The following is a 25,826-nucleotide window of genomic DNA, read 5'->3' on the forward strand; positions in this document are numbered from 1 at the left end:
AATAATTATTGACTAACAAACAAAAACAAAGGTATAATGAATGTGAAAAAAGGAACTTGATTCGATCGTGAAAGCCCAACTTTAAACTTGAACATAGGAGAGGATTAACATGAACGTGACCCTTCGGACCGCAAGACTAGAGCCTGCCGGATTCGATATTCCATTTGTGCGCGAGATGGCAGAGATTACGCAACATATGTGGAAGAATGGATGGGATGAGCGTAATGGCGGTAATGTCAGCTATCTATTGAAGGAGGAAGAGGTTGCACCGTACATTGACATTCATCATGTGATCCGCACCATCACACCTGCCTTTTCCGTGCAAGAGCTGGCGGGACAGTATTTTATCGTTACGGCATCGGGCAAATATTTCAAAAACGTGCTGGCAGACCCGGAAGGCAATCTGGGTGTACTGCGTGTATCTTCGGATGGTCAGGAGCTGGAGGTATTATGGGGACTGAACGGTGGTGCGAACCCGACAAGTGAACTGCCGACCCATTTTATGAGCCATATTGAACGTTTACAAAGAGACCCGAACCACCGGGTTGTCATGCACAACCACGCGACACATGTACTAGCCATGACCTTCATCCATGAGCTGGATGAGGCCAAGTTTACCAAGACACTCTGGCAGATGTGCACCGAATGTGTGGTGGTATTTCCAGATGGCGTGGGGATTATACCTTGGATGATGCCCGGTTCGAATGAAATCGGCCGCGCAACTGCGGAGAAAATGCAGGAGTATCACGCGGTGATCTGGCCTCAACACGGCATTTTTGGAACAGGTACAACGATTGACGAAGCATTTGGTCTGATTGAGACTATTGAAAAGGCGGCTCAGGTATACATGCTTGTTGCAGGTCACGATATCAGACAGCGGATTACGGATGAGCAACTACTTGCCCTTACAGAACAATTTGGCGTAACTCCTCGCCCCGGTATCATTCAAAGTGAAGTGTAAACAAGCTCAATATGACAATTGTTTTATATGAAGCTGACCATATGAAATCGTGATCGTGGCCTTTGGTTCTTTGAACCGAAGGTCTTTTTCTTTTTTCGGGCAAACAATCGCCGTTTTAGGTCAAAAACGTTCAATTTGCTCAGCAAGAAAGGCTTTGTTATCGAATATTGAATCGTAGAATGCATTATCACGCGCTGGCGATTTTCGGGTGAAATGACGTATTGTCAATGGCTCTGCGATTTTGCATAATAACTATGCTTCATAGATAAGAACAGACATTGTTATCCAGATGAGAAGCAAAGAAGCTTATAGACAAGAGATGGAAGGAAGTTATGATCATGCTTGGCAAAATGAAGAGAATCTTAATCGGCAAGCCAATGAAGTCGGCTGAATTGGATGCAGAAAAATTGGGGAAATGGAAGGCGCTCGCCATCCTGTCTTCCGATGCTTTATCATCCGTTGCCTACGGTACGGAACAGATTTTGCTGGTGCTGGTTGCGGCGGGATTCGCCGCCTTGTGGTACTCGGTTCCGATTTCCATCGCCGTGCTGGGATTGCTCGTCATTTTAATTTTTTCGTATCGCCAGACCATATTTGCTTATCCTACAGGGGGCGGCGCGTATATCGTAGCCAAGGATAACCTGGGCACCACACCGAGCTTGATAGCCGGAGGTTCATTGCTAGTCGATTATATCCTGACTGTGGCTGTAAGTTCGTCCGCAGGTACGGATGCGATCACATCTGCTTTTCCTGTACTGCATGACTATAGTGTCATTATTGCGCTTATTATGATTGTGTTTCTAACTGTTATGAATCTGCGGGGGGTTACGGAGTCAGCTTCGGTGCTGGCGATCCCTATTTACCTGTTTATCTTTTCGATTGCCATTCTCATTATTTCGGGTGGTATCAAGTTTATGGCTGGCGGCATGCATGCCGCGGCTCCGGAATTCGGAACAAGTCTGTCGCATGTCAGCATCTTTTTGCTGCTTAAAGCGTTCAGCTCTGGATGCTCGGCTTTGACCGGGGTAGAGGCGGTTAGTAACGCTATTCCGAACTTCAAGCAGCCTGCGGAGAAGAATGCGGCCGGAACGTTGCTGCTGATGGGATGCATCCTTGGCGCCATGTTCATTGGCATCACGCTGTTGGCCTTTGGATACGGGATCAAGCCTGATCCGAAAGCAACGGTCATTTCCCAGATTGCCGAAGCTACGTTTGGCAGGGGATGGATGTATTTTATTATCCAGGGCGTTACGGCTCTGATCCTGTTCCTCGCGGCGAATACGGCATACTCGGCCTTCCCGCTGTTGTCCTTCATGATGGCGAAGGATAAATACATGCCACATATGTTCATGGTGCGAGGAGACCGTCTAGGCTTCTCGAACGGAATTATTTTTCTCAGCGTCATGTCGGCACTTCTGGTCGTTGGATTTAAAGGGGATACCGGAAACCTGATTCCGCTCTATGCGGTCGGGGTGTTCATTCCATTCACACTGTCGCAGCTCGGCATGATGATACGCTGGATCAAAATCAAGCCGTCTGGCTGGAAAACAAAACTGCTCGTAAATACAATCGGTATGCTGACTACGTTGTCCATTACGCTGATTTTTATTTTCACCAAGTTCACGCAGACATGGGTTATCTTTATTTTCTTGCCACTGGTCGTTTATGTGTTCATGCGCATTCGTAGCCATTACTGTAACATTGCAGACGAACTACGTATCGATATTCAGGTGGATAAACCGGCCAAGAAAGGCAATACGATTGTTATTCCGGTGGCGGGCATTACTCGGGTGGTGATGAATACCATCAGTTACGCCCAGACGATGTCGGATCATGTGGTGGCCCTGTACATCGGCTTTGACGATGAGGCTATACGGAAGATGGAGCAGAAGTGGGAAGAATGGAATCCAGGCGTCCGCCTTGTCGTGATCAAATCGAGATATCGCAGCATTATGGGCCCGCTGAAGAAATTCATTGATACCGTGGAATGGAAAACAGCCGAAACAGACCATATCACCATCCTGATTCCGCAATTTATTACGAAGCACTGGTGGCAAAATGTACTGCATAACCAGACCAGCTTCATGATTCGGGCTTATCTGATTAATTATAAAGATGTGATTGTGACGACGGTGCCGTATCATCTGAATCGTTAGTGTGAAATGAATGTAAAGCAAGTTATCTCAATATAACGTTAATGTTTAATATAGCATTTACGCATATTACCGCAGGGAAATCTCCAGATTGGAGGTTCCTTGCGGTTTTTTGCGTACTTGTGCAGTTTGGTGAATTCATCCTGTTCTATGTTGCGTTATGTAAAAAGGTGGCACAAGGATTAACTTGAATTTGATGCAAGTTCCATTTTGCTATGACATTGGAAAATTAAACTAGAGTTCGTGGTGCTGGGTTCAGATGAGTTATTCATCTCAGAGCTTGTACAACGAGAGCATAACAATTTTTTGCAAACCGGAATGAAGATTATGTAAACAATGGAAACGGGAGAAACGCGGCGGCAACCGAATCTATGCTGAACTTCGAAGCGGGTGTGAAGACGTTAACGTTTGACGAAATATCCACAGTTCCAGACAGCAGTCAACCAATTGCATGCTTCAGCTGATTCGACAGCAACATCCGGCGCAGTTATGGGTGTTTTTCCAGAAGCGAGACAGATTGTCGAAGGAGCGATTGAAACGGTGCTGAATGGGCAAGTAGCGCCACAAGAAGAACTGGATGCGGTAGCAAAGCAGATTACGGAAAAAATCAAGCAGTACAATAGCACAGTGAAGAAATAACAATCCGTGAAGCAGTTATAATTAGAAAAGAACCAGATGCGGCGATCCTATTGATCGCCGCATTATGATGTAATTAACTATTTTCTTCACATCAGGAATTGTCGAATCTACGTGTGATTACCTCTTTTTATGTTATGAAAGTTTACGCATTGTAGGTCTAATCGCTTAGATTGTCGTAGCTTCGGTTACGAGATGTCCTCTTAAAGTCCTGAAAAGTGAAGATATTGATCTGAAAGTTAATAAAATCTAAGTTATTTGTAATGTATATGTTCTATTTCCTTTCATTTCGTAAAAATATTGTTTACATGCTACTATCGTTCAGTTATCTTATATTTGAACTAATGTACAAACTCTGTGAACAAATGATTGAAAATTTGAAAACATGGGGGTAGAAGGAATGAAAAACACGCGAATGAGGCGCTTGTCGCAATGGTTTCTGATTTTAGTTCTAGTTATTACGGGAGTGACACCTTTTGCTGGGATGGGGAGTTACGCCTATGCAGAAGACGGAAATACGGTTTCCGAGATATTGCCATTGGAGCAGGTAACCGTAACAGAAGCAGATCAAACTTCTGTAGAACAGCCCGGTTCTCCCGAAGAAATAGAGCAATCAACGAATGTAGACGCAACAGAAACAGAAGAAGGAGATGTAAGATTAGATCCAACAGAGGAAGAAGATCAGTCAGCAGACGAGAAGAATATAATCTCGATTGCAGATGCACGTCAGCTTGCTCCGAATACGAATGTAGCAGTATCAGGTGTAGTGACATTCAGTGAGCCTTCAGGGGCATTCACGAATTATTACATTCAGGATCATGAAGCAGGTATTGTCGTTCGAACGAAAAATCAAGTTCAAGTGGGAGATCGGATTGAAGTATATGGCCCAATTACCCACTATAATGGACTTGTTCAGATCGAGAAGGATAAGTCAGGATTTACGGAAGGATATGTAAACGTTATCGAGCAAGATGTTGCTTTGCCAGCACCACAGGCATTGATTTCTTCGGATTTTGTGCAACCTTCGGATAAAAGCAACAAAGGTCCGGGTGAAAAATATGAAGGAATGATTGTCGAAGTAAGAGATATTCAGGTCACCAAAGGTAATGGTACGACATTCTACGCGACAGACCGCCATGGTGACGTAATGACAATATATATCAAATATGCCCCAGGAACACTAGATGTCGGCAAAACTTATGAATATGTGCAAGGCGTGTTGACGTTCCACACGAATTACGGTTTGGAACTGTTGCCTCGAACAGCCGCAGATGTTGTAGAGAATAGTCTGTCTGTGATGGCAAGTGTTCCATCTGGCGGAATTCGTGCTAACAGTGAGGTAGTATTAAGCTCGCCAGCTACTGGTGCTAGCGTGCATTACACTACAGATGGGACGGACCCAAGCGCCTCCTCGGCACGATATGATAGTCCCCTCATGATTAACCAGGATATACAGATTAAAGCGGTTGCCATACTTAACGGACAATCCAGTGCAATTTATACATTCACGTATCAACTGCTTCCCGACACGGAGAATTTGCGCATCCATGATATTCAGGGTGCAGGCCATACTTCCATTTTTAACGGACATGATGTAGAGGATATTGAAGGTATCGTCACATCGGTAAGCACAAGCAGCTTTTATATGCAGGAACTTCCGGATCAGATGGATCAGGATGATCGAACATCGGAAGCAATTCAGGTGTACAAGTCGAACCATGGTGTTGTTGTTGGTAATCAGGTGCAGGTATCGGGCAAAGTGACCGAGTATGGAGTGGCTAACGAATTAACGACCACACAAATCACAGCAACCTCCATTCGTAAGGTGCTGGAACAAGTGGACTTGCCTCCACCAGTGAAGTTAGGTGTCAATGGACGTATCATTCCAACGGTTATTGACAGCGATTTGCTGTCGGTATTTAACCCCGAGACGGATGCCATAGATTTCTATGAAAGTCTGGAGGGCATGAGAGTAGAGCTTGAAAATCCTGAGATTATAGGGCCATATTCTAGCCAACCAGGTCTTGCCGTCGTCGTAGACAATGGTGTTAATAATCCGCTTCGTACTCCTGCGGGCGGTGTTATTTTGACGGATAACGGAAAAGAAACCTTCGAAAGTGATCTTAATCCGCAACGGTTATTTATTGGTAAAAAACCATCTGGTGCCGTCAAGACCGGAGATAAACTGAACGGTAACGTCGTTGGGGTGATGACCTATACGAACGGCAATTTCAGAATTAATCCCGATGGGACATTGCCACCCGTCATTCCGGGTCCAACCGAGCAAGCGGTGACGACTATTGAGAAGGCGGAGGACAAGCTGACCATCGCCACATTTAATGTGGAGAATTTCAGCAAAAAGGATGCTGCACGAGCTGTGAAAATTGGAAAAATCATTGTAGACAATCTGAAAGCACCAGATATTATCGGCATTATGGAAGTACAGGATAATGACGGTGATGCGGATACGGGGACAACGGAAGCGAATGAGAGCTTTCAGACGCTGATCGATGCGATCAAGACCAATCATGGCCCCACTTATCAATTCAGTGAAATTGCTCCGGAAAATAATAAGGATGGCGGTGCACCAGGGGCTAACATTCGTGTAGGTTTCCTATACCAACCAGAACGAGTTTCCTTGGCGGCAGGGATAGGTAAAGGGAATGCGTCCAAAGCAGTCGCTGTTTCCGCTGACGGAAGCTTGTCTTTTAATCCTGGCCGTGTTGCTCCGACGGATGAAGCATTTGCTAGTTCACGTAAACCGCTGGCTGCGGAATTCGAATTCAACGGTGAGCGAGTCGTTGTGATTGCGAATCATTTTAATTCCAAAGGCGGTGATCTCAAACCGTTTGGCAGTGTCCAGCCTGCAACGCGGAGCAGTGAAGTGCAGCGGGCCAAGCAAGCTGAGCTTGTGAACGGTTTTGTAAAAGAGTTGACTGCCAAAGACCCTGAAGTCAATGTAGCTGTACTTGGTGATTTTAACGATTTCCAGTTTTCCAAGACGTTGAACATCGTTGCAGGCAATGAACTTGATAATCTGGTCGACAAGCTACCTGAGAATCAGCGTTATTCCTACATCTACGATGGCAATTCCCAGACTCTGGATCACATTCTGGTGAGTAAAAATCTGTCAGACACGGCGGTAATTGAGGTAGTACATGTCAACGCTGACTTTGAAACCTCACACGGACGAGTTAGTGATCATGATCCGCTGCTGGCACAGCTGAGTATCGGAGAACCGGCAGAAGCAGGTGACTTTAAGCTACGCGTGCTACACACGAATGACACACATGCGCATCTGGACAACATCCCTCGCCGTGTGACAGCGATAAAAGAAGCTCGCAACGACCATACACTTGTGCTGGATGCAGGGGATGTATTTTCAGGGACATTATATTTCAACCTTTTCAATGGTCTCGCTGATCTGGAGTTTATGAATATGATCGGATATGACGCGATGACCTTCGGGAATCATGAATTTGATAAAGGGCCGGCCGTGCTGAAAGAATTCATTAATAAAGCGGAATTCCCTTTTGTAAGTGCCAATATTGACTACACGATGGATAGCGATCTGGGCAGTTTGTATCAAGCCAGCATCGGGCAATCAGGGGAAGATGGCAAAATCTATCCGGCGATTATAACCGAGGTGAGCGGGGAGAAAGTGGGGATATTTGGTTTAACCACTTCGGACACAGTATCCCTGTCTTCACCAGGAGATGATCTGAAATTCCAGGATGTGCAGGCAAGTGCACAAGCAACGGTAAATATGCTGCAAGAAGAGGGCATTAACAAAATTATTGCTCTGACACACCTCGGTTACTCCGAGGATTTGAAATTGGCCGAAGCGGTAAAAGGCATCGACATCATTGTCGGCGGACATTCCCATACCATTTTGAACAAACCGATCGTGGTTGGCGGTGCAGAAGAACCAACCTTGGTGGTACAGACGGGAGAATATGATGTATCGCTTGGTAAACTTGATGTGACATTTGATGAAGCAGGCATCTTGAAGAAGTGGAATGGAAGATTGCTAAACCTCGATGCCAAGGGAGCCGACGATGCTTTCGTGTATAAAGATGATGCACAGTCACTGGCGAAGTTGCAAGAATATGCATCACCTTTGGCTGAATATAAGAAAAAAGTCATCGGTAAAACAAACGTATTCCTGGATGGAGAGCGCGGAAGTGTAAGGAAGCAGGAAACGAATCTGGGGAATTTTATGACCGATGGCATGCTGGAAAAAGTAAAATCGATCGTAAAAGAGAATGACGTCAAAGGGTACGTCGCGATCCAGAACAGCGGAGGTATACGTGCTTCGTTCAAAGAAGGAAATATTACGCTCGGGGATTTGCTGACCGTAATGCCGTTCGGGAATAATCTCACGGCACTTAAAATGACAGGCAAGGAAATTACAGCCGCGCTCGAAAACGGGGTAAGCGGTGTGGAAACGGGAGAAGGGAGATTCCCGCAGGTATCAGGTATGCGTTTTTATTATGATTCCACAAAGCCTGGAGAAAAAATAGATTCCACTACAAATACCGTAACTCAAGAAGGCAAGCGTGTGATAAAAGTTCAGATCAAAAATGGCAATGGCACATTTACCGATATTGATCCAAATGGATATTATATTGTGGCAACAAACTCGTTTATGGCTAACGGGGGAGACTTCTACCGTAGCATGAGAGCCGCAAAAAATGATGGCCGATTCTATGAATTAAATCTGGTTGATTACGAAATTTTCCTTGAGCATCTGGATCGGACCGGTACCGTAAATCAAGCTGTGGAAGGTCGTAGCACCGATCTTAAAGGCGCCTCTCTTCCAGGAGATGGAAATGGGAACAATCCTGGTAACGGCGGCAACAATGGGGGCACACCGGGAAGTGGGGGTGATGGCGGTGGTACAAGCAATCCAACTCCAACGACACCTGTAACACCAACAACTCCGAGCAATCCGGGTAATGGAGGAACGACAAATCCAGCTACACCGGGAGTACCGGGCAATTCCGGGAATGGCAGTAGCACGACTCCAGCCAACCCACTGGTGGAATTGAAGGATATCGGCAGTCACTGGGCAGGAGAAGCGATCAAAGCTGCCATGATCCGGGGCATTGTCAATGGATATCAGGATGGTAACTTCCGTCCGAATATGCCGGCGACACGTGCTGAATTCATTGTGATGCTGGCACGAGCATTTGAATTGCCTGCAAGCAATAAACCGCTAGCTTTCAAAGATGCAGCATCCATTCCTGCCTGGGCTCAAAGCTTCATTGCACAGGCAGTGGACCAAGGCATTATTAGTGGATATACGGATGATACGTTCCGTTCAACAGGCAAAATATCACGGGTAGAGATGACCGTTATGCTGGTGAGAGCCCTTGGCTTGCCGCTGGATTCCAAGTCATCACTGACGTTTGCAGATGCAACACAAGTGCCTGCATGGGCTGTTCCATACATTGCTACTGCACAGGAAGCAGGACTAGTGAAGGGTACGGGAGGTAACAGGTTTAATCCAAAGGCAGAGGCGACGAGGGCTGAAGTCGTGACTCTGATCCTTTCCGCCATTGAGTTTAAATCGCAGCCATAAGGATTCCGTACCAGATTGGAAGCATAATCAGGGTATTTCAAATGAAGTTGAAATGATGGGATACAGCTTGCAGAAATGATTCTGCAAGCTGTATTTTTTGTTAAGATAAATATGTTGTGTTCAGTCAGGTACAATTCTCCGGGAGTCTGCCTTTGGACAAGGAGTTGATAAATGATTGACATGCTATTGACTCATATCATATAATCAACACGTTCATTAAATTGATAATGATTATCATTAACGATTAGGGGAGACTATACAGATGAAAAAGAAATGGATTCTACCGTTCATCGTGCTGATGTTGTTTACTATCATTGCCAGCGCATGTGGTAACGGGGCTTTAAGCGGTACATCAGACAACGGAAAACAAGAGACAACTTCAACGGAAGGGACAAGCAGTGAAGCAGCGAATACTTCGGATACAATAACGTATCAATCCGAAACAGGGCCCGTGGAAATTCCGGCTAAACCTCAACGGATCGTTGCTTTGACGAACGGTCCCAACATCCTTTCTATGGATGTAACGCCAGTGGGCGTAGATAAATGGACAGCAGAAAATCCGCTGTTCAAGGATAAATTAAAAGACGTTGCTATCGTAAGTGAAGAAGATCCGGAGAGTGTCTCCGCTTTGAATCCTGACTTGATCATTGCAGGTTCACATATGAAAAATCTTGAGCAGCTTTCTAAAATTGCTCCAACGATCGTATACACATGGGGTAAACTCGACTATCTGCAACAGCAGCTGGAGATTGGCAAAGTGCTGAACAAGGAGTCTGAAGCACAAGCATGGATTGATGATTTCACCAAAAGAGCCGGAGAGATCGGTAATCAGATTAAAGCGAAGTATGGCGATAACGTAACGGTGTCCACCATCGAAATTGCGGATAAAGAAGTCTTTGCTATGGGGGATCACTGGGCCCGTGGAACAGAAGCGCTGTACCAAGCGATGAAGTTGAATATGCCTGAAAAAGTAAAGAATGACACGTTAAAAGACGGGTATCACTCCTTGTCACTTGAAGTGCTTCCGGAGTACATGGGTGATTTCATCGTGGTCAGCAGAGATATGACCCGGGATAACGAGATTATGAAGTCGGGAATCTGGAGTAAAATTCCGGCCGTTCAGAACAAACAGGTTATCGAGCTCGATACCAAATCAGTGACGTACAGTGACCCGATTACGCTCGACTACGTATTGAATATTTTCAAAGAAGGATTTCTTGGCACAGGGAAATAATCAAGCAATTAATACCTGAATGGATTCCGAGTAAACCTTTCATAATAAAAATGCTATAAGAGAAGAGACGAGAGGGCACAAAGGCCCTTTTCGTCTCTTTGTTAGTTAAACGAAAACGGCCTATCTCGTACATTCGAGATAGGCCGTTTCCGTTAAAAGAAACAATGCTATAAGAACAAAATCAACTTACTGCAAAGAATGTTTGAACAAGAGAAAAGATTTATTTATCTTTTAAGTCTGCGATGGATTTGACATCCATATAGGCTGGAACAACAAGCCCCGTTTTTACACCTGTCATATTGGCACCAAGGTCATCCAATTGATCCTTGTACTTAGCCCAATAATCAGCATGTGTCAGGGGAAGCCATGCAGCCGGAGAAGCATCCACGTCGCCTGACGCAACACCCGTCCACATTGGTCCGGCTTCAACTTGCAGTGCATTGACTTTATAACCGAGATTGTTTTCCATTACATATTTCAGTAGGTTCGTACTTGCAATCTCGGAGTCCCAGGCAACATAACCGAGACGGAACGTATCACCGTTCACGGGTGTCAGACCTTTCGTCCATTCATCAATCTGATCCTTGTGTTTCTCCGCATAGTCTTTGGCAGCCTGTTCAGGTGACGTACCGTCCTGAATGGCAATCATCATCTCGCCCATCTCATCCGAAGTCCATTTGAAGCGCTTCAGGAATTCATAAGCAACCGGATGATCTTCCTTCAGACCTTTACGAGCGATGGTATGAATTTCTTCGGCATCTCCATAGACTTTATCGGGATCTTCTAAATATTTCAGATCATATTGGTTGAACATCCAATGCGGAGTCCAGCCTGTAATAATAATTGGTTCTTTATTCTTGTATGCTTTGTCCAGCGTAGCCGTCATGGCTGCGCCGGACCCTTCTACCAAATTCCAGTTGGTCAGGCCATATTTTTCAATGGCACTGGCAGTGGATTTCATAATACCGGCACCTGGGTCAATACCGATAATCCGGTGGTTGACTTCATCTCCAACGTTGGCATTTGCCGCAGGTGTAGACGAGGAAGCGGAAGAGGATGCGCCCGTTTCCAGATCTTCAATCGAGTTAACGTCCGTCATATATTTAGGAACAACCAGACCTGTGCGTACACCTGTCATATTGGCTCCAAGATCCTCAACCTGATCTTTGTAACGTGCCCAGTAGTCTGCATGTGTAAGTGGCAACCAGGCTGCTGGAGAAGCATCTACGTCACCTGAGGCCACACCCGTCCACATTGGTCCGGCTTCTACCTGAAGTGCGTTGACTTTATATCCCAGTTTGTTTTCCATGACGTATTTCAGCAAGTTGGTACTTGCAATCTCGGAATCCCATGCAACATAACTCAGTTTGAATGAATCACCGTTCACCGGTGTCAGACCTTTTGTCCATTCGTCAATCTGATCCGCATGTTTCTGCGCATAATCTTTGGCAGCCTGTTCAGGGGATGTACCGTCCTGAATGGCAATCATCATCTCACCCATCTCATCCGACGTCCATTTAAAGCGCTTCAGGAATTCATAAGCAACCGGATGATCTTCTTTCAGACCTTTACGAGCGATGGTATGGATTTCTTCAGCATCACCAAACGATTTTTTGGGGTCTTCCAAATATTTCAGATCATACTTGTTGAACATCCAGTGAGGAGTCCAGCCAGTAATGATAATTGGTTGTTCGTTTTTGATGGCTTTGTCGAGTGTAGCGGTCATCGCGGCACCCGAACCTTCAATCAGGTTCCAGTCCGACAATTTATAATCCTTGATGGCTTTGGCGGTTGATTTCATAATGCCTGCACCTGGATCGATACCAATAATCTGATAGTTCACTTCCTTACCTACAGCATTGGCTGCCCCATTGTTGCCACCAGCAGAAGTTGTGCTGCCTGTGAAGTATTGAGAGAAGCCAGCAACAAGTACAAGTAGTGTTGCCGCTGCAGTAATCCATGCCTTTTGTTTCGTAGAGACACGGGAAGTTTTTTTACGGCCAGGCATAAACAGATTTTGGGTAAAGCGGTCAAGCACGATGGCAAGTACCACGACAGCAAGACCGGCTTCAAACCCTTTACCAATCTGAAGCTGCGTAACAGCACGGTACACTTCTGCACCGATACCCTGTGCACCGATCATCGATGCAATAACAACCATGGACAGGGACAACATGATGGTCTGGTTAATACCGGACATCACCGTAGGCAAGGCGAGTGGAAGCTGTACCTTGAACAATTTCTGAGCCGAAGTTGATCCAAAAGCATCCGCTGCTTCAACCAGCTCGCTCGAAACCTGCTTAATCCCCAGGTGAGTTAGACGAATGGTCGGCGGAATAGCGAAGATCACCGATGCTATAACGCCGGGAACAACGCCGAGACTGAAGAACGTAACGGCTGGCAACAGATAAACGAAGGCTGGCATCGTCTGCATGAAGTCAAGCAGGGGTGTGATAATCCGTGCAGCGGTTTTGCTGTATGCCAGCCAGATACCAACAGGTACACCGACCAGAATTGAGATCAATCCTGACGTGATAACCAGACCGAGCGTGTCCATGGATTGAGACCAGTAGCCCAGGTTATCGACAAGCAGGAATCCGATAACAGTAAACAGGGTAAGAGGCAATCTGCCTACCAAAAACGCCAGTACACCTAGTATAGCAATAAACAGGAGCGGATGAGGCAGCATAAACAGCCCCGAGAAAAATCCGACGACTTCCTGAATAACGACAGAGATCACTTTAAACAATCCGGAGAGCGAGGAGCTCATCCAGTCAACGATGGATTCAATCCACGATGCTAGTGGTATTTTGGGAATCATTCACAGGTTCCTCCTTTGTTGCGACTTCACCGCTAAGTGCACCCAGCAGGGCACCGCGGACGATAACACCTTGCAATCGGCCGTTCTCGCCGACAACGGCAAGCGGCACATGGGCTGAACTTGTGATTTCAAATAGTTCATGTATCAAGGTTTCTGGTCCAACGGTTGGCCCGTCGGTGATCAGAATATCATTCAAAGTTTTGCTCTCACGCATAGCACGGGAAGCATCTTCTGCTGTAATGACACCCAGCAGTTTTTTGGAGCGGTCAATGACAAACAGGTTCGATATCCCGCGCTCACGCATTAATTCGAGAGCAACACGGGGACCACGATCGGTTGTAATGGTTTCAGGGCGACGCATAACGTGCGATGCGGTGAGGACCTTGGACAAGTCCACGTCTTCGACGAAGCGGGCCACGTATGAGTTGGCCGGTTGAATCATAATTTCCTCCGGTGTACCGATCTGCACAACGGCGCCGTCTTTCATAAGAGCAATCCGATCGCCAATGCGCAGCGCTTCGTCCAAGTCATGGGTAATGAAAATAATCGTCTTTTTCATCTTATCCTGAAGCTCAATCAACTCATCCTGCATATCACGACGAATTAATGGATCAAGTGCGCTGAAAGCTTCATCCATCAGCAGTACTTCCGGATCATTCGCAAGTGCCCGAGCGAGGCCGACACGTTGCTGCATCCCGCCGCTCAGTTCATCCGGCATTTTGTCTTCCCAGCCTTTAAGGCCAACCAGTTCGAGTGAGGTCTTGGCTTTCTCACGGCGAACTTCCTTATCTACCTTTTGAATTTCCAAACCGTATTCCACATTATCAAGAACAGTGCGGTGCGGAAACAACGCGAACTTCTGGAACACCATACTGATCGTTTTCCGGCGTACTTCTCGCAATTGTTCTTTGTTCATTTTTCGCAAATCTTTGCCATGAACCAGAATTTCTCCGGATGTTGGTTCAATCAGGCGATTGAACATTCGAACCAGTGTGGACTTACCACTACCGGACAGGCCCATAATAACGAAGATTTCACCTTCTTTAATTTCCATGTTGACCCGATTGACACCAACCGTTATTTGTTTTTCTTTGGCCAACTTTTCTTTGCCCCAACCTTGCTCCAGTAATTCAAGACCTTGCTCGGTTTGGGGGCCAAACAGTTTACTTACGTTTTTTACTTCAAGTATGGTCATGTTTTCACCCCTTCTGATGTGTTGTGCACTTCGAACGGCCTTTAGCAACCACAAGCCCATACACTTGTGCGCCCAGCCACGAAATCCGGTAATTTTTGCTTCGCTTCCCGTCTTTCTGGGTAACGGTTTGTATTCTAACAATAGTTAACCAGTATATCAACCGAATAAACAGTACATAATGTTTATACAGTAAAAACTGTACAAAGTTTTCCTTCGAAATGCTCTGTTTATCTCCTTATTATGGCTAATCAGACATCTTTACATTTATTATTGCTTTTCCTACAATAGAAAATGAGCTGAATTAAAGCTTATTTTTTTGGTTAAATGATCATCGTAGGCAAATTGAAGCATGGTAAAGTTCCCAAGATAATCCATTGGGTGTAAGATGTTTTCTAGCTTATAGAATATCCAGTTACATGCTTTCCCATGTAAGCAGAGCTTGAACATGCTGATTTTTTGCCAAGACTGGAATGTCAGAATGGAGGTTGCAAGCATGAGCTTGGACCATTTGCAAGAGGATCAGCAGACAGCGGTGCTGAAGATCCGTAAACGCGTTATCGAAGCCATTGGACGAAATATGGATCTATACGGCGTAACGTTGTCCACGGGACATTTATATGGATTGCTATTTTTCGCAGAAAAACCGATGACCCTGGATGATATGGGCCGGGAAATGGAAATGAGCAAAACAAGCATGAGCACCGGAGTACGAACTCTGCTGGATCTAAAAATGGTAAATAAGGTGTGGAGCAAAGGCTCCAGAAAAGATCTATATGAAGTGGAGTATGACTGGCATCAGACGTTTACGGATTATTTCGCCATTAAATGGAGAAAAGCGGTGGAGAGCAACCTTCAGATTCTTCGCAAATCCGTTGACGAGATGAATCGGTTGATGGATCAGCTTGATGAGCAGACTGACGCTGAGCTTCTGCAAGTACTGCATGAGGACAAGCGTAAAGTATTGCAAGCGGAAGCATACTACCGATGGCTCGACAGGCTTATTGATACGATGGAAGATGAAGAAATCTATAAGCTTGTTCCAAAAGAAGAGATCAAAGAAGAAATGAAAGAACAGTTATAAGCCCGAAACAAAGGACCCATTCCGTCTGGAAGGGTCCCTTTGCTTTTTATCGCCCGATGACACTCAAGTTTTCGTGTGCCAATGCCGTAGAAGGATGCATGACAACGGGCTTCAACAGGTTTTTCTTTTTCCGTTGTATATGTTGTGAGGGAATCCGCAATGTGGAGCCTTTGGCTTGTGAATGAATAAGCGGAGAATTCTTTCGGTCTGTCCAAACGACATGCTTCCGGTCGCGATTCGATGTGAATGCAGAGGATGGAGCGCCTTCCAACCGATGAAGTGCAAGTTCCTTGAAATTGTGCTTTGCTTGCTTCTCACGCCCGGTAAGCTCTGCCAACCGAATATGAGTTTCTTTCCAATCATCGGTCACTTCAACAATAACCACAGGAGCAATACCTTTCAGTTGATCATAATAAGGTTGGCAGGAACCGTCACCAATTATCAGATCGGGTTTAGCCTTGCGAAGTTGTTCAAATGGGTTCGTCAGGTTACGTTCTTGCTCAGCGGTTTTCTTGTTCTGATTATAGCCCCAACTCAGTGATTCGACTGGCTGTAGTCCCAAGGAGCGCAGGTGCTCATCAAAGCCAGCGCTGGATATTGTGGCTACACGTAACCGATGTTTCTTCATATATATACTTGGCGAAATGCCAGTCATCTGCTTGAATTTACGACTAAAATAATATTCATTGCCATATCCAACGGATTCTGCAACCTCTTTGAGAACACAGTTTTCCTCTATCAGTTGTTTTTTGGCTTCTTCAATCCGTAGCCGATTGAGATAATCGGTAGGTGACATGCCTTTTGCTTTTTTGAAGCTGCGGGAATATGAGCTTGGGGTCAGTCCGGCGATTTTGGCCAGATGATCCATGCTAATGCCTTCACTCATGAAACGACGCATATATGAAATGCTGCGCTCCAGTGCGGGATCTACCTTTTCAAGGTTTTCTTCCAGTCGATGCTCTGACAGGAATTGTAGAAGTTCATGTAACTGACTATGTACGCTGACAAAATGATCTGTAAGTTCCCCTCGATAGGAATCATACAACTTGCTCATTCGTTCTGCTGCCTGCTGTTCATGCCGGATACGTATTTTGCCCGTCTGCCATTCAAACGGAAGAGAGGAAGAAGCGGTCATTTTCCACTCGCCTCGTACTCGCAGCATATTGACTTGTTCCATACTTAACATAAGGAATTCAGTGATTCCTGAATGAGCCACTGCATCGATGGTCAAGCCGGGTTGGATCAGAAACAGTTCACCAGCCTGTGCTTCGTAAACGATGTCGTCCAGAACCAGAAGGCCGTTGCCTTTTAAAATAAGACAAAGTATGGGCCGGCTTACCGTGATGCCTTGTATACGGAAATTTTTCCCGCGACGTACTCGGCACATGGAAGAGAGCAGCGGTAAAGAAGAGGTTTCGGTTAATACGGGAAACGATTCATTCATACGGACCATCCTTTTGTCTTATTTTCTTAATGATAACAATTATCATTCTCAAATGGAAGGCGTTTTGGAAAAATAATTTCGACAAAATAGAAAACGTGGAAAGAAAAATGCAAATTGTATACGTCGAATGTAACATATACGTCAAAATGTGAGCATCACAAAAAAAAGATGACACTCAGCACCAAAGCTGTAGAGTCATCCTTGTTCTGACCTGAAATGAACGAATCTGGAACGGACTTAATTCAGTGTAATCAAAAGAATGTTGTCCAGGAAAATATCACTTAATGCTTGTTGTCCTGTTCCATTGGCCGCTGCATGATATAAACGGAATTCATCTTTCGCATGGATGTAGAAGATTCCAGGAACATCATCTCGCAAGTGGAACGTTTCCCATTCGTCAGCAGCTATTTTGCTTACTTTTAGAGACGGATTGACCGCGTATAGACCATTTTTGCCAGAAATGTAGACAACCTCCGGTTTATCATTCATCCATTGATTCGTAACGTACGTTACGTTGCTCAAGTTGAGATTAGACGTTTTACTCACCTTGCTCGCAGTAACCGTTTTGGCGTACGCTTTTTGATCCGCATCAATGATTACCACCTTGTCTGTTCCAACTGCACTGACTTCTCGCACGCTTTTGGAGTGAAGTTGAAATGTTTTACCGGATGTTGTTAATGCATAAGCTTTGCCCAGAGTATAGTTATAATCCTTGTTGCTGTCCAGCTTAATACCGCTATTGTACACATATAGATTGTTGCTCCAGCCACCGGAATAAACGGCGTTTACATCAAGCTTGGCTTTTGCATTCACGGCCGTGCCTTTACCTGTGTTGTAGTTGGCCTTGTACATCACAATAGCTTTTGTAGAGTAATATTGCTCGTCAGGATTGGTGTTGACCATGAGTTGTAATTCATTTTTGGCAAAGTTCACAAAATAACGACTCTCTACAGCACCTTGGGCCAGATTCTGTACGTTTCCGGTACCGTTTGATGCTTTGGAAGCCACCCACGTATTCCCGCCAATCAAGGTATTATAGTACACACGCCCTTTGGTCACGATTAGAAGTGGATAGTCCGTATTAGCGTTGTCCGCAATTTGGGTTGCAGATGATATACCTTGGTCGCCATTGGCACGATATATGCTTCCCTTGGAGTCTATGTAGTAGATAAATCCGTTATCCGCATAATAATTGATGACATCGGAAGCGAATGTCTCTGGTGCATCACTGGAACCGTCATTTGGAACGCGAAGTAACGTTGTGGAAGTAGAGGACTGAGTGTAGTAGAGATATGATCCCGCTGCAGTCAAATCTACGCCTTCAAAATCAATTAATACTTCCGCAGGATTGCTACCATCTCCGGATACTTTGTAAAGTACGCCATCCGATTCATAATAGACGGTTGACTGGCTTAGTGAAGCTGCTTGGGCAGCGGTTCCGCCTGCTAATGTAACTGCTGTAATGAGTGTAAATAACAGCAATGTACAGAGGGTGCGTAGTACGTATGTATACCCTGTCTTCATTCTTTCTTCCTCCCCTTGGATATATATATGTGGTCAATTTCTTATGTTATATCGGTAAACTATGGAATTTATGTTAGATCTAGAATGGAGATGAGAACGGGGATAGAAGGAGAAAAAGCTAGAGAATGAAATTGAATTTCATACATAGTTCAACCTGAAATCAAATTGCGCATGATGCTGCCATTCTCATTACAAAGCATTCTCCATCTTACTTGGTCGTGATAACATTACAGCCAACCAGAGAAGAGGAGTGAGCGATCAAGCTGCGAAGAAAGGCGACTACATAATCAACGACAGGAGCTAAGTGAGATGATGAATATAGCAACGATTGGCACAGGTACCATTGTAGATGCCATTTTATCCGCGATCAATGAACTGGAGGATGTCAACGTAACTGCGATGTACTCCCGCAAGAGAGAGACTGCGCAAGAGCTTGCAGGTAAATATGGGATAAGTACAATCTATACCGACCTGGAATCCTTATTTTCGGATCAAAATGTAGATCTCGTTTACATTGCTTCGCCCAATAGTATGCACTACAAGCAGGCCTATCAGGCACTTCAACATGGTAAACATGTTGTATGTGAAAAACCGTTCACGTCCACGCTTCAGGAAGCAGAAACGCTGATTGCACTTGCAAAAGAAAAGAACCTGTTACTGTTTGAGGCCATCTCCAACATTCATTTGCCGAACATTAAAGTGATACAGGAGCAACTACCGAAGCTTGGACCGATCAAACTGATTCAGTGTAACTACAGTCAATACTCGCGCAAATACAATGATCTTCTCGCGGGACAGACACCGAATGTATTTAATTCCGAGTTCTCTGGTGGAGCGCTGATGGATATCAACATTTACAATCTGCATCTGGTTATGAGTTTGTTTGGCAGTCCGAATACCGTATCGTATACAGCGAATCAGCATGCGAACGGCATTGATACATCAGGAGTTGTGGTCCTCAAGTATCCCGAGTTCATTGCAGAATGTGTAGGTGCTAAGGATACGAATGGCATGAACTTTGTGCTCATTCAGGGAGAAAAGGGGTACCTTCAGGTTGTAGGAGGCGCGAACGGTTGCCGGGAGATTAAGATTCAGATCGGGAATGAGCCTGCTGCGGAGTATAATGCACAGAGCAAAGCCAATTGGCTGTACTATGAGTGGGAAGCGTTCAGAGACATTTATCTGGCTAAGGATTACAACCGGTGCTATGAACTGCTTCAACACAGCCGTTCCGTAATGAACGTACTGGCGGAAGCTCGCAAAAATGCGGGAATTGTTTTTGCCGCGGACGCGGATAAATGATGAATGATAAATCTCAGTAGTTGTCGCTGATGCTCGCCATATACAGCATATCAAACAGATAGAGTACCGAGATCATGGAAGACATTTTGGACAACCTCAATTGTTCGTTATAACCATAGGTTAGCAGTGTTTCATCACAATGTCTGGACAGCGTTGAGAGATTGTTTCCGGTCACCGCGATGACGTTCCGTTGCTTATGGTTCAATACTTTGGCGACTTCAATCATGGATGAGTTTTCTCCCGTATGGGAAATGACAAAAGACAGGATGAATTGGCTGGAATTCATCGTGTTCAAATAATGCATGTTGGGACCATTGTGCGCAACCGCCCCAATGCCAAGCTCGTTCCATTTGGCGCAAGCCTGCTGTGCCAAATAATAATTCATGTCACTACCGTAGATATCGATACGTGCGGATTCTTTGACCCAATTCGCGATTCGTACTAAAACAGGAGCGTTTAACATACGGCGTGTCTCATCCAGCGCCTGGTGATATAGGTAGGGAACCGAGTCGATCGCAGCCAGTACATTGCCTTGTTCTGTGATTTTATGATCCGGCGTCCGTAATGGGGAAGAAGGTTGTTGCTGATATTCTAGCGCAAGCTTCAACTGAAAGTCTGGGTACCCTTTGGTACCCAGCTTTTTGCATAGGCGAACAATGGTGGACGCGCTTGTATAAGTCTGCTGAGCCAGTTCATGGGCTGTAGAATGGAATACAACTTCGGGGTCGTTCAGGATATAGTCCACAATATGCTTCTCCTGTGCTGTTAATGGTGAAGCATATTTTAATTTCTGGAGTAGGTTGTATTCCATGCTGTTGTTCCAGTCCTCTCTATAATCATCCCGAGTACATGTCTCCACATCATAACTCGCGTCTGTTTATTTCTCAATCAGATCTGACTCTCCGCAAGTTGCTGACGGCGGTTCCACATGGTTACGAGACGGAGTAAAATAAAACTCGTGAGCAGCATCACTGCACCGGTGCCCAGCAACATCCATGGTCCAATCATTAACATACCGGTGGCCTGACCAGCGATCAGGGCAATCAGGGGCAAGACAACAAGTCCGCCAAGCTGGTAGGCTTCCTGGAATCCCCGTACTTTAGCCGAGATCAGCACATTGAGGAGAATAACGGCTAAACTGCACGTAGGGACCACCCAAAGGATCAGAATGATCCAGTTCCAGTTCGGAAACATCAGTGTGCCGAAGATCGGGTACATCAGGATGTTGGCAATGACCCCATAGATGATGAAGGTCACCCAGGACAACAACACTGACGGAATGAAAGCAGCCAGAACTTTACCTCTAAACAGCGTACTCATGCTCATTGGTGTAAATAGCAAACCTTCCAGTGTCTTGCGTTCCTTCTCGCCGGCGAAACTGTTGGCAGTCAGGATGCTGGAAGCCATCACTGGAATAATGAGAAACAAGGGGGCGAACATATACAAGCCAAGAAAATAAACAATGCGTTGATTGTCTGTGGTCATGGCAGCAAGGGAGGGCAACTGTCCACTCTGAATGAGCTTGTCTAATGTGTCCAACACAACATTTAGGTTACTTATCGAATGTAGATCCACCCGGGATGCAACCCACAACATAGCAGAGGGAACAATGATTCCGATAATTAGCGGTACAATCAGCATGGGCAGCCATAGCTGCACGCTGGATGTGACAGAACGAATATCTTTACGAATGAGTGCACGTATCGCTTGACGATTATTCATGTGCATTCGCCTCCCTTATCGCAAAATAGATGCTTTCCAGATCATTGCCTTCCATACGTGCCTGATAAACCTGACCATGCTCGGTCAGCTCCCGAAGCAACAACGGAATATGCTCACGAGATGATAATTGAAACGTTGCTGTATGCGCTGTAACCGTCTCGGGCGAATACGTTCCTATCTTCCAACCGTTTGGCATTTCCGCTTCGACCTCTAGCCGCGGTGCGGATGGATAACGCTGAATGATCTCCTGTTCAGTCCCTTTCTCAACAACACGACCTTTTTCCATAAAAATATAATGATCACACACCGCGGAAAGCTGGGTAAGCACGTGTGAGGAGATGAGAATCGTCAGGTTCAGCTCCGTATTTAACTGACGAATGATGCGAAGCACCATCTGGATTCCGTCAGGATCGAGACCGTTCGTTGGCTCATCGAGAAACAGAATGGAAGGACGGTGCAACAACACCCGTGCCAGACCCAAACGTTTTTTCATACCCGTGCTGTAGGTACCGACTTTACGATGCTGGTAATCCTGAATCTCAAGGAGATGCACCAACTCGTCAATGCGTTCAGTCGCACCATTTAGCCCGAACGCATCCGCAAAAAATAGCAGATTATCCCGCCCGCTCATATTTTCATACAAACCGCTTTGTTCGGTGAGTGTGCCGCACATCGCCAGCACCTTTTCCGTCTCGCGCGAAGTATCTATGCCTTGAATGGTCACCTGGCCACTGTTTGCGCCCAGAACCCCGTTCATAATTCGAATGAGGGTTGTTTTACCCGAGCCGTTTGGGCCAATAAGCCCGGTTATACTGCCCTGTTGAATCGTGAAGCTGACATCTTGGAGCGCTTGATGCTCCCCGAAATATTTGTTTATATTGAGAACCTCAATCATGTATAATCACCGTCCGTTTTCCAAATTTGATGATTATACGTCCAGCGGTGTCAGATCGTTCAACTAAGACTAAAGAAATATATTATTGCTTCAATAGTCCTGAAATCCTAGTGCATAATTCCCCGGGAAATTTCACCAAATCGGGTCTAAGGTTTGTTTTTTTGGCAGGCTGTACAATGTATCCTTGAAAAGAAGGTATGAAGGCCGTTTGTTTGCTGTTTCATTGCTATAGATAATGGAGTAATAGAGTATAGGCCGATATATACATAATGAGTTCGTCTAACACATCCATTTATTCAGTGTGGAGATGTTAAAGCCGGCTAAGTGCTGTGTTAGACCCAAAGGAAAGGTGAAGTGGTTCATGAGTACACCCAATGAATATCGCTTTCAGGTGAACCTGAGCGGAATGATCCAAATTTTATCGAATCATTTATACAGCAGTCCAAAAGTTTTTCTGCGTGAGCTTATGCAGAATGCAACAGATGCAATTACGGCACGCAAGGAAGTGGAACCGGGATATCAGGGAGAAGCCCGTATTGAGCTAACAGGAACCGGAGATCAATTGACGATGATGGTGGAGGACAACGGAGTTGGTTTGACCGAGGCGGACATCCATGAGTTTCTAGCGATGATTGGACAATCCTCGAAGCGGGGACAACAGGCATTGCTGGATGGCGAGACATCGTTTATCGGGCGTTTCGGTATTGGTCTGCTGAGCTGTTTCATGGTCAGTCATGAGATCGTCATGCTGACTCAATCGGTGAAGGGCGGCCCTTCCATGGAGTGGCGAGGCAAGCCGGATGGTACATATACGATCAGGCAGCTGGACACGCAATTGTCTCCCGGAACGAGAGTATATCTGCGTTGTACGCCGGAAGCGGCACACTACTTTGAAGCGGAGTATGTGAAAGAAGCTTTATTTTATTATGGCGCGCTCCTGCCTTATCCGGTCACGTTGATTCATGACGGGAAGCAGACTGTTGTTAATCAGGATTCTCCAATCTGGCTAACACGTCCAGAGCTTGCTCGTTCCTGCCGCGCGGAAGTACTTGCTTTTGGAGAACGTCTGCTGGGGGAGAAGTTCCAGGATTTCATCCCGCTGACAACGGCTTCGGGGCGCACGGGAGGCATTGCCTATGTGTTGCCGCACGCCGTGAATCTGAATGCCAAGCGTTCCCACCGGGTTTATCTGAAGCGTATGCTGATTTCGGAGAAAGCCGAGAACATTTTGCCGGAGTGGGCGTTCTTTGTAAAATGCCTGATTTGGACCGACGAACTACAGCCGACCGCTTCAAGGGAGCATTTTTATGAAAATGAAAAGCTGGAAGAAGTGCGCTCCGAGCTCGGAGACGCGCTGCGGTTGGGACTGACCGAGATGGCTGAACAGCAGACTGAACGCCTGCAGAAGCTGATTCGTCTGCATGCTCTCTCGATGAAGGCGCTGGCTGTTCAGGATCAGCAATTTTACGCGATGATTCATCGCTGGTTGCCTTTCGAAACAACGCGTGGACACCGGGAACTGGGTGAACTGATTGATGAAGGAGAGACACTGTACTATACCAGCACCATTGATGAATACCGCCAGATTCACCATGTGGCTTCCGCACAGTCCATGCTGGTCGTTAACGCAGGTTACATCTACGACAAAGAACTGATGGGGATGCTGCCTGTCATACTGAATAATGTACGGACCGAGCGAATTGAGCCGGATGAAGTATCGATGACTTTCACGGATGTCGCACCTGCTGAGCGTAACCAGTACTATGATGCGCTACGTCTGGCAGATTCAGCGTTACAACGTTTCCGTTGCCGGGCAGAGGTGAAGGGCTTCAAGCCAGCTGACTTGCCGGTTCTGTTTACCCTTTCGCAGGAGTCATCCACGCTACGTGCGCTTGAAAAAGCCAGCGAAGAGAGTACAGACTTATTCTCGTCTGTTCTTGGTTCGTTGTCAGCAGGCATTAATTCGGCAGGATACTCGACGTTGTATCTGAATGTGAACAATCCGATCATTAAACGGGTGTTGACTTCGCCAGATAATCAGATGACACCGATTGCCATAGAAATGTTGTATGTTAACGCACTGATGATGGGGCATTATGCCATGAACAAACAGGAGCTTGAAGTGTTGAACCAGGGAATTGTTCGGTTTATTGATTGGGGTTTACGCGCAAATAATAATCATGAGGGAGATGCCTGATGAAGACAGAGATGGATTTCGAAGATTTGATGGAAGAGGCCTATCAGCTACCTAATGGTGCGGCGAAGCTTGGTCTATTAGAGGAAGCAGCGAGAGTAGCCGATGTCAATGGCATGGTTGAAGAAGCATATGAAGCACGCTCAGAGATTGTGGATGTAGCTACCTTCTGTGGGTATCCGATGAAAGCTTTGATCGCTTTCTCTTGGCAGCTGGGCAAGTTCGATCAGCAGCCAGAGCTGTATGATGAAGAAACGTTATTGTGGTCTTATAAATGGATTCTCGGCAAAATGCCCGATTTCCCTGAAATTTCACGCGAGAAGATTATGGAGCTGTTAGAAGACTTCGGGGCACGGTTCAAGTCTTATGGGTACAGCGAGCGTTCTTATTGGTATTACCGCTTCCGCATCTTTATGGATTTCGGAGAGCTGGAGGAAGCAGGGCGCAGTTACGACAAGTTCAGAGCCTTAGACCGCGACTTCATGAGTGACTGCGAGGCCTGTGAGCAGGATGAGATTCTGCGTTATTTTATGTTAAAAGGAGACGACGAGAAGGTGCTGGAAGTGGCCAAGCCCATTCTCAAAGGACGTATGAGCTGTGCGGAGATCCCACATCTGACCTTGTCCGAAGTTCTGATGCCGCTGTATCGTCTTGGACGGAAGGATGAGGCAGATAAACATCAGGTTAAAGGATATCGTTTAATCAAAGGTGAAAATGATTTCGTGCAGAGTTTTTCCGAGCAGATGGAGTATCTTACACTTACGAATCCTGCCAAAGGGATCGATATCCTTGAAGAAACACTGGTGCTCGCAGCCGATCATGAAGATGTGTATGCCAAAATGATGTATTATGCCAAGGCCGCTACGTTATTGCGGCGCTGGACTGAAGAAAAAGACTCGGAAGGGTATCGTCTGCGTCTGCCGGCTTCCTTCCCGTATGAGGGAGACCCGGGAGATCTACTCAAACTTGCAGATTATTTTGAGGAGTATGCCAAGGCTACCGCAGTCAAGTTTGATCAGCGTAACGGAAACACACATGTATCCTCGTTAATTGCATAACTTAAAAGGCTTGTTCGTGAGG

At 45.9% G+C, this 25,826-nt stretch carries 15 protein-coding genes and 1 pseudogene; 9 read left to right on the top strand and 7 right to left on the bottom strand.

All coding sequences use genetic code 11. From position 1 onward, the window contains the following. Positions 1–109 precede the first annotated feature (109 nt). The 5 genes and pseudogenes from rhaD (at position 110) to FS818_RS17430 (ending at position 10,568) form a co-directional block, all read left to right on the top strand. Complete coding sequence (gene rhaD, locus FS818_RS17410; RefSeq protein WP_145333389.1) at positions 110–961, top strand: rhamnulose-1-phosphate aldolase; 852 nt, start codon at positions 110–112, stop codon at positions 959–961. Positions 962–1,299: 338 nt separating this feature from the next. Continuing rightward, positions 1,300–3,117, top strand: coding sequence for an APC family permease (locus tag FS818_RS17415; RefSeq protein WP_123063269.1), 1,818 nt, complete (start codon positions 1,300–1,302; stop codon positions 3,115–3,117). A 405-nt stretch (positions 3,118–3,522) separates the two neighbouring features. Then, a pseudogene (locus FS818_RS17420) lies at positions 3,523–3,753 on the top strand (ABC transporter substrate-binding protein); the annotation flags it as partial. A gap of 397 nt (positions 3,754–4,150) precedes the next feature. Beyond that, positions 4,151–9,334 carry a 5'-nucleotidase C-terminal domain-containing protein gene (locus FS818_RS17425; RefSeq protein ID WP_186331449.1) on the top strand — a complete coding sequence of 1,728 codons (5,184 nt, stop codon included), beginning with the start codon at positions 4,151–4,153 and terminating at the stop codon, positions 9,332–9,334. Positions 9,335–9,596: 262 nt separating this feature from the next. Next, a complete protein-coding gene (locus FS818_RS17430) occupies positions 9,597–10,568 on the top strand; it encodes an ABC transporter substrate-binding protein (RefSeq protein WP_145333391.1) in 972 nt (323 codons plus the stop codon). 220 nt (positions 10,569–10,788) lie between these two features. Here the strand turns inward: FS818_RS17430 and FS818_RS17435 are convergent, their stop codons facing one another. Together FS818_RS17435 and FS818_RS17440 are read right to left on the bottom strand one after the other, a co-directional pair. Beyond that, positions 10,789–13,389 carry a glycine betaine ABC transporter substrate-binding protein gene (locus tag FS818_RS17435; RefSeq protein ID WP_145333392.1) on the bottom strand — a complete coding sequence of 867 codons (2,601 nt, stop codon included), beginning with the start codon at positions 13,387–13,389 and terminating at the stop codon, positions 10,789–10,791. Continuing rightward, the gene (locus tag FS818_RS17440) at positions 13,355–14,584 is read right to left on the bottom strand and encodes a quaternary amine ABC transporter ATP-binding protein (RefSeq protein WP_090918167.1); all 1,230 of its coding nucleotides are present in this window, start codon (positions 14,582–14,584) and stop codon (positions 13,355–13,357) included. Before FS818_RS17440 ends, FS818_RS17435 begins: the two co-directional genes overlap by 35 nt. Positions 14,585–15,077: 493 nt before the next feature. On the opposite strand from FS818_RS17440, the gene FS818_RS17445 reads away from it, so the two are divergent. Beyond that, positions 15,078–15,665 carry a GbsR/MarR family transcriptional regulator gene (locus tag FS818_RS17445; RefSeq protein ID WP_090918165.1) on the top strand — a complete coding sequence of 196 codons (588 nt, stop codon included), beginning with the start codon at positions 15,078–15,080 and terminating at the stop codon, positions 15,663–15,665. A 46-nt stretch (positions 15,666–15,711) separates the two neighbouring features. Here the strand turns inward: FS818_RS17445 and FS818_RS17450 are convergent, their stop codons facing one another. Together FS818_RS17450 and FS818_RS17455 are read right to left on the bottom strand one after the other, a co-directional pair. Continuing rightward, complete coding sequence (locus FS818_RS17450) at positions 15,712–17,109, bottom strand: helix-turn-helix domain-containing protein (protein WP_186331451.1); 1,398 nt, start codon at positions 17,107–17,109, stop codon at positions 15,712–15,714. Between the two features lie 237 nt (positions 17,110–17,346). After that, positions 17,347–18,633: a DUF5050 domain-containing protein gene (locus FS818_RS17455; RefSeq protein ID WP_145333394.1), complete on the bottom strand. Its 1,287-nt coding sequence runs from the start codon at positions 18,631–18,633 to the stop codon at positions 17,347–17,349. Positions 18,634–18,945: 312 nt separating this feature from the next. Between FS818_RS17455 and FS818_RS17460 the strand changes: the two genes are divergently transcribed. Next, positions 18,946–19,935, top strand: coding sequence for a Gfo/Idh/MocA family protein (locus tag FS818_RS17460; RefSeq protein ID WP_186375532.1), 990 nt, complete (start codon positions 18,946–18,948; stop codon positions 19,933–19,935). Between the two features lie 13 nt (positions 19,936–19,948). Here FS818_RS17460 and FS818_RS17465 read toward each other — a convergent pair whose 3' ends face one another. From FS818_RS17465 to FS818_RS17475, 3 genes are all read right to left on the bottom strand, one after another. Continuing rightward, a complete protein-coding gene (locus FS818_RS17465; protein ID WP_145333396.1) occupies positions 19,949–20,746 on the bottom strand; it encodes a MurR/RpiR family transcriptional regulator in 798 nt (265 codons plus the stop codon). 77 nt (positions 20,747–20,823) lie between these two features. Next, on the bottom strand, positions 20,824–21,657 hold the full coding sequence (locus FS818_RS17470; RefSeq protein ID WP_186375528.1) for an ABC transporter permease subunit: 834 nt from the start codon (positions 21,655–21,657) through the stop codon (positions 20,824–20,826). Next, positions 21,650–22,552 (bottom strand): ABC transporter ATP-binding protein, encoded by a 903-nt coding sequence (locus FS818_RS17475; protein WP_145333398.1) that lies wholly within the window; start codon positions 22,550–22,552, stop codon positions 21,650–21,652. The genes FS818_RS17470 and FS818_RS17475 overlap by 8 nt, the downstream gene beginning before the upstream one ends. A 361-nt stretch (positions 22,553–22,913) precedes the next feature. Here FS818_RS17475 and FS818_RS17480 point away from each other — a divergent pair, with 361 nt between their 5' ends. Further along, positions 22,914–24,749, top strand: a complete 1,836-nt coding sequence (locus FS818_RS17480) for an HSP90 family protein (protein WP_145333399.1) — start codon at positions 22,914–22,916, stop codon at positions 24,747–24,749. After that, positions 24,749–25,804, top strand: coding sequence for a hypothetical protein (locus FS818_RS17485; protein ID WP_145333400.1), 1,056 nt, complete (start codon positions 24,749–24,751; stop codon positions 25,802–25,804). Before FS818_RS17480 ends, FS818_RS17485 begins: the two co-directional genes overlap by 1 nt. Positions 25,805–25,826 lie beyond the last annotated feature (22 nt).

The organism is Paenibacillus xylanexedens (assembly GCF_007680605.1).
GTDB lineage: Bacteria > Bacillota > Bacilli > Paenibacillales > Paenibacillaceae > Paenibacillus > Paenibacillus xylanexedens_B.